Below are 9,291 nucleotides of genomic sequence, written 5' to 3' on the forward strand. Positions count from 1 at the left end.
TATAATTTATTCCTTACTTTTTCTTGCTTTTATTCTCCATTTTTTTAAAATACAAAAGACATTCATTAAATGAATGTCTTTTTTTGTAAATTGATATATGCTTAATGCAAATCTAAATTTAATATAAACCCTAACCCACTTTCACCAACTTCCAACTGTTAAAATGAAAAATATTTTCAAAATGCTAGTATAATATAATAGAGTGTTTTGATTAAAATATATGAAGGATATGATATTGACAGCGATATTTAGAAGTCTATTTTTTCAAAATCCTAAATTATATTTCTAATCATAAATAAAATACATAAATTAACTAATAAAAATTGGAGACCAAAACTAAGATTCCCAAACAAATTTTTTCACAAACAAAACCACCCAAAAAGCCCAAACCCCAAATAAACCAAATAAAAAGAAAAAGGACTTATAAAATGCAAAAACAATCAAATTTCATCAAAACCATCATTCAAAAAGACCTCCAAAGCGGAAAATGCAGCCAAATCATTACACGTTTCCCGCCCGAACCCAATGGTTTTTTACATTTAGGACACGCCAGAGCCATCATTATTAATTTTGAATTGGCACATTTTTTTGAAGGCAAAACCCTTTTACGTTATGATGACACCAACCCTTCCAAAGAAAAACAAATTTATGTTAATGCCATCCTCAATGACATCAAATGGCTGGGATACACTCCTTACAAAATCACTTTTGCCTCAGATTATTTCCCTCAAATGTATCAAATGGCATTTTTTTTAATCAAACAAGGAAAAGCCTATGTTGATGACCAAACCGCTGAACAAATTGCCCAAAGTCGCGGTAATTTAACCCAAAAAGGTACCAATTCTCCTTATCGCAATCGTAGTATTGAAGAAAATATCTTGCTATTTGAACAAATGAAAAAAGGAAAATTTGTAGAAGGTAGCAAAGTTTTGCGTGCCAAAATTGATATGCAAAGCCCTAACCTTAATTTGAGAGACCCTATTTTGTACCGTATTCTTTCTGCTTTTACTTTAAAACAAAAACATTGGCATATTTTCCCTACCTATGATTACGCTCATCCATTGGAAGATTCCTTTGAAAACATCACACATTCTTTGTGTTCTTTGGAATTCGAAGACCACAGACCTTTATATGATTGGATAATCAAAGAAACAAAAGCCAAACATACTCCACGCCAAATTGAATTTGGAAGACTTAATCTTACCCAAACTTTGATGAGCAAAAGACATCTTAATAATTTGGTAGAAAAAAACTTAGTAACAGGTTGGGATGACCCTAGAATGCCAACTTTATCAGGCATCCGCAAAAAAGGCTACACTCCTGAAGCTATCAAAAATTTTGTCCTTGAAACAGGCTTATCCAAAGTAAATTCACAAGTTAAACAAGAAATGTTAGAATCTTTTGTAAGAGATGACCTTAAAGGAAAATCCTTGCCTCGCATGGCAGTTATAAACCCCCTCAAACTTACTATTACTAACTTTCCTGAAAACCAAATAGAAAATCTAAAAGCTCCTTGGACTAATAATTTTCATACTTGTAAATGTTGCAACACATCTCAAACCCAAGGAAAAACCCCAGAACAAAATCAAGAACAAACAAAAGGAAAAGAACAAACCCAAGAAAGAGAAATTTATTTTTCCCGCCATCTCTACATTGAAAAAGACGATTTTGCACTCCAAAAACCAGATAAAAATTATAAAAGATTAACTTTGGGCGAAGAAGTAAGATTATTTCATGCTTATTTTGTTAAAGCTTACGATGTTGTCAAAAACAACAAAGGAGAAATAACAGAAATTCTTGCAACATACGACCCCCAAACCAAAAGCGGCAGCGGCTTTAAAGATAGAAAACCAAACGGAACTATTCATTTTGTAGAAGCAAAGACTGCTTGCAAAGCCACTTTTAATTTTTTTGCTCCACTACTTTGCACAAATGGAAATTTCAACTATAAATCCTGGCATATCAAAAAAGGTTTTGTAGAATCAAGTTTACAAAAAAGCTGTTGTTGCAAAAACCATTTGCAATTTCTAAGACAAGGTTATTTTGCAGCAGACAAAATCACAAAAGACACAAATGGAAAAACGCAAGAACTTAATTTCAATGAAGTAGTAAGCTTAAAATCAAATCCTCAAAAATAAATTTGTTCTACTAAAAAAATAAAAACTAATAAATCCCATCAAATCACCCAACCAAAAAACACTCCCAGAAAAAACACCACAAAACAAAAAGGATAAACAACAAAATAAAAGGTATAAAAATGTTTTCCAATAAAACCAATTTTTTAGAAAAATTAAATAAACCCCAACTTGCAGCAGTCACAAGCAATGCTAAATCTTTTTATCTAGCAGCAGGAGCAGGCACTGGTAAAACCACCACTTTAAATGCTAAAATTGCTTATTTAATCGAACAAAAAAACTTACCAAGCAACCAAATTTTAGCCCTTACTTTCACCAACAAAGCTGCCAAACAAATGCAAGAAAAACTTGCCAAAATGATCGGTCAAGAAAAAACCAAAGGCATTACTATTTGCACTTTTCACTCTTTGGGAAACCAAATTTTGAGAAAATTTATCCCCTTTTTACCATTTTCATATCGCACCAATTTTAAAATTTTAGATGACAACGACTGCAAAAAAATCATCAAAGACATTTTAAAAGAAATGAATATCGACCCCAAAAGAATAAAAATTAGCGAATTAAGAAAAAACATTTCTGCTATCAAAAGAAAACACGAACCACAAAACAAAGACACTTTGCAACACGCAACCCAAAAAGAACACAATTTTCAACGTGAAAACAGATACGAATTCGAAATGCCAATCAAAGCTAAATATCAAATTTTTTTGCAAAACAATAATTTAGTTGATTTTGATGACCTTATTTTATATACGCACCAACTGCTCCAAGAAAATGCCGATGTAAGGGCTTTTTATCAACAAAAATTCCAATATTTATTAGTTGATGAATTCCAAGATACTGATTTTTTCCAATACCAAATTTTGACTCTTTTAGCCCAAAACCACCAAAATATTTTTGTAGTAGGAGACCCTGACCAAAACATTTATTCTTTTCGAGGAGCCAGATTTGAAAACAGCCAATTGTTCTTAAATAAATTTAGTCCTCAATTAGCTTTTTTGGAACAAAATTACCGTTCTTCTAAAAACATCCTAGACAAAGCCAACCTTTTGATTAAACACAACGAAGACCATCCTTTTAAAAAAAATCTCAAAAGCACTAAAAGCGGAGGCGAACCTGTTATTTACAAGTTTTTTTCAGATTATAAAGAAGAGACAGACTACATCACAAAAACCATCCAAAACCTTGTTTTACAAGGTATTTGCAGCTATAAAGATTTTACTATTTTATATCGTACTAACATTTTGGGACGCCCTTTGGAAGAAAAATTCTTAGCAAACAACATTCCTTATCAAGTTTTTGGAGGTATTTCATTTTACCAAAGCAAAGTAGTCAAAGATTTTTTAGCTTATCTCAATGTTATTGCAAATCCCTCACAAGATTTTGATTTCAAACGCATCATTAACACCCCTAAAAGAGGAATTGGAACAACTTCACTTGCACATCTAGAACAACTTGCCCAAGAAAAAAACTTAGCTCTTTTTGACGCCCTTAACTACCTAGACCAAACTCCAATTCAACCAAATACCAAAACTAAACTAAACGAATTTCAAAAATTAATTACAGCTTTACGCCAAGAACTAATTAATGATTCTTTTGACTGTCTTAGTGATATAATTACTCATATTGATGAAAAAATTAAGTATTGTCACAAAAACGATGAAACTTACAAAATGCAATCAATAAAAGATTCTGAGACTGCTTTACATTACATCGAAGAATTAAAATCAGTTTTTATGCAAGCAGAAAAAAATTTGGAAGGAAACATTTTTGAAAAACTAACCCAACTTTTAGATCAAATATCTTTGTATAGCGAAATTAACGAACAAACCGAACAAGACCCCAAAACCCCAAGCAAAAACGATCGCGTTAAACTTTCTACTATTCACAAAGTCAAAGGTTTAGAATTTAGAGTGGTTTTTATAGCTGCTTTTGAAGATATTTTTTTTGATTGCAACCAAAAAGAAAAAAGCGATTTAGAAGAATCAAGACGTCTAGCTTATGTAGCAATTACAAGAGCCGAAGAAAAGTTATTTTTAACTGGGGCTTATCAAAGAGTTTCATATGGCAAACAAATAGACAGTCAACCTTCACGCTTTTTACAAGAAATGGGCTTTTTTTCAAAAGAAACCCCAAGACCAAATTATTTTTCCCCACATTTATTTCAACCAAACCAATCAAACCAAGTATCTTGCACTAATGAAAATGGCTTTTTTCAAAAAGGAGACAAAGTCAAACACAAAACTCTCGGCTTGGGCGTAGTGGAAGCCATCATGCAAGATTTAATCCAAGTACGCTTTATAAATTCCCAAAATATAAAAATATTTGAAAATACAACTGCTTGTCTTGCTAAAATAAAAGAGTAAGTAAATTTTAAACATTTATCAAAAAACGAATCATCAATCATTATTTTATTAAATCGATTAGAAATTTAAAAACAACAAAACAACAAAATCAAATTACCAAAATCAAATTACCAAAATCAAATTACCAAAATCAAAGGAGATTTTTATGAATTATACCGTTTTTTTTGTAACTATTTGTACTTTTATCATTTTAAGTACTTTATTTTTAGCAGATAGCAACGACAGCTTTTCTTTGGGAAATTCTTTTTCCGAACAAAAACAAGGACGCAAAATCAAAGGCGAACAATTCTTCTTAAACTGCTTTCTTACTGTTTTAACCATGGCTTTTTTTGGACTTTCCTTTTGGTGCCAACAATAGTTGATGCCATATGCAATTAGAACAAAATACCTTAGCTTGGCACAATCATCGCAAAAAATACATTAATGCTTCCGAAGTAGCAGCTATCATGGGCTTAAATCCATTTGAAACCAAAGAGCAATTATTAAAAAGAAAAGTTTTTGGCACTCCAATCGAAGACAACGAAGCAATGAAACGCGGACGAATTTTGGAACCCCAAGCAAGAAATTTTTTCAACCAAACACAAAAAATGCAATTCGAACCCAAAGTCTTTGTCAAAGATTTCATGTCTGCTTCTTTGGATGGATGGGACGCCCAATCCCAAAGCCTCTTAGAAATCAAATGCCCCATTTCTTTTGCCTCTTATACTTGGCAATCCTTTTTAAATGAAGGAAAAATGCCTACTATCTATTATGCCCAACTCCAAGCCCAAATTTATTGTTCTCAATCAATTAAAGCTTACTTTTTAGTCTATCAAAACGACCAAACCAACAAAAATATCGAAGTCAAAGAAGACCCGAATTTTATCACAAACATGCTTGAACAGTGCAGTCATTTTTTTCAATTATACTTAAAAACTAAACAATTACAAAAACAACTTCAAATTTAAAATTACTCATTTATATAAATATAAAAATACATTATTACTATTGCATTTCATTTAACCGTATTTATGACAAATTTCACCATAAAAAACGACCATAAACAAAAGACAAAACCACTTACAAAAATATTTAATTATTTTTTTGCTTTTTCTTATTGACAAACAACAAAAAAGAGATACAATATAAGTAGTATTGCTAATTTTTAATTTGAGATTACGGAAAGGAGATATTAATGCCAAAAACTGTTTTTCGTAAAGGAGAAACTATCGAAGAAACGCTACGTCGTTTTAAAAGAGAAGTTTCTAAATCTGGTGTACTAGCAGAAGCGCGTCGCAAAGAACATTATATTAAACCAAGCGTACAAAAGAAAAATCGCCAAAAAAATATGCGTAGTAAAAAGCGTTAATGTTTTAATCAATTAAAAGCTACTTGAAATAAGTTGCTTTTTTTATTTTATATTTTCTTATATTTGCTTAAGTTTTTTTTGCAAATGTCTTTTTATTTTATTCGTTCAAATGTTCGCTCAAATCATCAAAAAATAATCTCATTATTAAAAATTACCAAAAAAACAACTCAATTGCAACCAAAACTACAACCACCACCCAAACCCCAAATAGGAAATGCTAAATGATCATTAAAATCCACAATCAAACTTCTTTTTGCATCACACATTTTAAATCTTTATTAATTAAAATGTTTTTACCCATCAAAGAAAAAAAATTAATGCATCTCATTTTTGTTACCAACGAAAAAATTCAAGAACTTAATTCCTTTTATCGCCAAAAAAATTATCCCACAGATGTTTTGTCTTTTCCTAATGATTTAACTTTTTTTGCAGGCTTAGAAGACAATTCTTTAGGCGATGTTTTTATTTCTTTTTCCAAAGCCCAAGTCCAAGCACAAACAGCCAAGCACAGTTTAGAACGCGAAATTGCTTTTTTAGCAGTGCATGGTTTTTTGCATCTTAAGGGTTATCAACACCGCACCGAAGAAGAGTTTCAAATAATGCTTGCTTTACAAGAAAAAATTTTACAAAACGTAGGTCTAAATTTAGACAAAACCACATAAAACAGCAGCAGCAGCCCCAAATCCTATAAAAACCAAAAAAAAGAAACAAACCAAAATAAAAAAACCCGCACAAGCAACAACAAGGAAAAAGAAAAACAAAAAAATAACTAAGAAATTGAGGACTTACATGGATTTTAAATCTGGTTTTATTGCTATTTTGGGACGCCCAAACGTCGGCAAATCAACTCTTCTAAACGCATTAACCCAACAAAAAGTTGCCATCACAAGCGCCAAACCCCAAACAACACGCCACAAAATTATTGGCATTTGCCACGAACCTAACGCCCAATATATTTTTGTAGACACCCCAGGAATTAACCAATATAAACATTTATTGAACCAAAAAATGAACAACATCGCTTTTCAAAGCATCAAAGACGTTGATTTAATTCTCTTTTTAACAGATTCCTTTTATCATCCCAAAGAAGAAACTTTGTTAAAAATGATTTTCCAAACCAAAAAACCAGTTTTTTTAGTCATCAACAAAATTGACCGTTTAAAGAGCAAAAGCCAAATTGATGCTATTATTTTAAGCTATTTAAACCATTTTTCTTTTCAAACAGTAATCCCACTTTCTGCTATCAAAGCCAAAAACACCACTTTTTTAAAAGAAAATATCTATCAAAATATCAAACCAGGGGTCGCTTACTATCCGCAAGACATGATTACTGATCAAAAAAAAGAACTTTGGATAGCAGAAATAATCCGCGAAAAAGTCCTTTATTATGTCCACGAAGAAATCCCTCACGCCTCAGCTGTAATAATTGAAAAAATGGAACAAAAAGAACATTTATTAGAAATTTGGGGCTTGATTTTGGTAGAAAGAAGCTCTCAAAAACAAATCTTAATTGGCAAGGCAGGCTCCAAACTCAAACAAATAGGAACACATGTTCGCCAAGACCTCAATTGCCATTTGCAAATCAAAACTCACATTAATTTATGGGTCAAGGTGTATCCTAATTGGCGCAACCAAAAAGATTTATTAAGTCGCTTTGGATATTAAATAATTATAATTGAAAAAACTCAAAAAAACAAAATCAAAAAAAAAAAAAACAACGCAAAAATCAAAACCTCAACACCAACAACAAAAAGGAGATTTGGGATGCAACATTTAGACAAAGTTATTTCATTAGCCAAACAAACAGGATTTGTATTTGCAGGCAGTGAAATTTATGGAGGACTTGCCAATAGTTGGGATTATGGTCCTTTAGGCAGTTTATTAAAAAACAACATTAAAAAAGCTTGGTTGCAAAAATTTGTCCAAGAACAACCCAATAATGTTTTGTTAGATGGATCCATTTTACTTAATTCTACCGTATGGAAAGCCTCAGGTCATCTGGATTCTTTTTCGGATCCCCTTACCGAAAATCAAGACACCAACAAGAGATTTCGTGCTGATAAACTCATCGAAAGCCACAATCCACAGTTAGATATTAGCGGTTGGTCCTACGAACAAATGCATGACTATTTAGTCAAAAACCAAGTCTTAGGAACTTCCAACTGGACACCCATCAGACCTTTTAACATGCTTTTTAAAACCCATCAAGGAGTCATTTTGGAAAACTCCAAACCTCTATATTTAAGACCTGAAACAGCACAAGGAATTTTTATCCAATTTAAAAACATTTTAAAAACTACCAGAAAAAAACTTCCCTTTGGAGTCTGCCAAATTGGAAAAGTATTCCGCAACGAAGTGACACCTGGCAACTTTATTTTCCGTACTTGTGAATTTGAACAAATGGAACTAGAATTTTTTTGCAAACCAGGCACCGAAGCCCATTGGTTTAACCACTGGAAAAACTTAATGTATGATTTTTTAATTACTTTGGGTATGAACCCGCAAAATTTAACATTTAAAGATCACAAAAAAGAAAACCTCAGCCATTATTCACAACAAACTTGCGATATTTTATTCAAATTTCCTTGGGGTTTTGATGAACTTTGGGGGATTGCTTCCAGAACAAACTTCGACTTGAAAACCCACCAACAACACTCCAAAAAAGATCTTACTTATTTTGACGAAACTACCAAACAAAAAATTTTACCCTACGTTATCGAACCTTCTTTAGGAATAGAAAGACTATTTTTTGCTTTTCTAATTAACAATTACCACGAAGAAAGCACCTCCAACGAAACAAGGCAAATCCTTACTTTTCACCCTTTTTTAGCACCTTACAAAGTAGCTGTTTTGCCATTAATCAAAAAAACACACAGCGCCAAAGCCCAAGAAATCCACCAGTATTTAGCCAAACATTTTGATGTTTGTTACGATGAGACCCAAAGTATTGGCAAAAGATACCGCAGACAAGATATGATTGGTACTCCTTTTTGTCTCACTGTAGACGACCAAACCCTTACCCACAACACAGTGACTTTAAGAAACCGTGACACAGCCCAACAACAAACCTTTTTACTAGCAGAAGCCAAAAAATACATCCAAGAAAAAATTATTTTAAAATAACGGATCAAAATGCAAGATAACAAACAATTAATTGATCAAATCAATGAAAAAATGCCTATCCTTGATTTAGTTCAAGAATTTGTACAATTAAAAAAATCAGGCAAAAATTACATGGGGTTGTGCCCTTTTCACGATGAAAAAACGCCTTCTTTTTCTGTGTCTCCTGAAAGAAATATAGGAGTTTGTATGTCTTGTAAAAAAGGCGGTAATCCTGTTTTTTTTTACAAAAGCATCAAAAACATCCCTTTAAATCAAGCCATTTTTGAACTGGCAACCCGCTTGGGCATTGCTACTTCCCTACCCCAACAAAGCACCCATC

General features: G+C 32.2%; 9 protein-coding genes. All 9 read left to right on the forward strand.

The window, feature by feature from the left end:
* The first annotated feature begins 428 nt into the window (after positions 1 to 428).
* Positions 429 to 2,138, forward strand: a complete 1,710-nt coding sequence (gene glnS, locus OL66_RS01120; protein WP_034172133.1) for a glutamine--tRNA ligase — start codon at positions 429 to 431, stop codon at positions 2,136 to 2,138.
* A 119-nt stretch (positions 2,139 to 2,257) separates the two neighbouring features.
* Complete coding sequence (locus tag OL66_RS01125; RefSeq protein WP_034172126.1) at positions 2,258 to 4,501, forward strand: ATP-dependent helicase; 2,244 nt, start codon at positions 2,258 to 2,260, stop codon at positions 4,499 to 4,501.
* 145 nt (positions 4,502 to 4,646) lie between these two features.
* Positions 4,647 to 4,859, forward strand: coding sequence for a hypothetical protein (locus tag OL66_RS01130; protein WP_034172127.1), 213 nt, complete (start codon positions 4,647 to 4,649; stop codon positions 4,857 to 4,859).
* 10 nt (positions 4,860 to 4,869) lie between these two features.
* Complete coding sequence (locus OL66_RS01135) at positions 4,870 to 5,448, forward strand: YqaJ viral recombinase family protein (protein WP_011160971.1); 579 nt, start codon at positions 4,870 to 4,872, stop codon at positions 5,446 to 5,448.
* Positions 5,449 to 5,675: 227 nt separating this feature from the next.
* Complete coding sequence (rpsU, locus tag OL66_RS01140) at positions 5,676 to 5,849, forward strand: 30S ribosomal protein S21 (protein ID WP_011160972.1); 174 nt, start codon at positions 5,676 to 5,678, stop codon at positions 5,847 to 5,849.
* Between the two features lie 221 nt (positions 5,850 to 6,070).
* A complete protein-coding gene (ybeY, locus tag OL66_RS01150; RefSeq protein WP_034172129.1) occupies positions 6,071 to 6,511 on the forward strand; it encodes an rRNA maturation RNase YbeY in 441 nt (146 codons plus the stop codon).
* A 127-nt stretch (positions 6,512 to 6,638) separates the two neighbouring features.
* Positions 6,639 to 7,514: a GTPase Era gene (gene era / locus OL66_RS01155; RefSeq protein ID WP_238568780.1), complete on the forward strand. Its 876-nt coding sequence runs from the start codon at positions 6,639 to 6,641 to the stop codon at positions 7,512 to 7,514.
* A gap of 99 nt (positions 7,515 to 7,613) precedes the next feature.
* On the forward strand, positions 7,614 to 8,972 hold the full coding sequence (locus OL66_RS01160) for a glycine--tRNA ligase (RefSeq protein WP_034172131.1): 1,359 nt from the start codon (positions 7,614 to 7,616) through the stop codon (positions 8,970 to 8,972).
* 9 nt (positions 8,973 to 8,981) lie between these two features.
* The coding region (locus OL66_RS01165; protein ID WP_034172132.1) for a CHC2 zinc finger domain-containing protein at positions 8,982 to 9,291 on the forward strand (310 nt) is incomplete at its 3' end.

The sequence above is a fragment of the Chrysanthemum yellows phytoplasma genome (genome assembly GCF_000803325.1).
Taxonomy (GTDB): Bacteria; Bacillota_I; Bacilli_A; order Acholeplasmatales; family Acholeplasmataceae; genus Phytoplasma; species Phytoplasma asteris.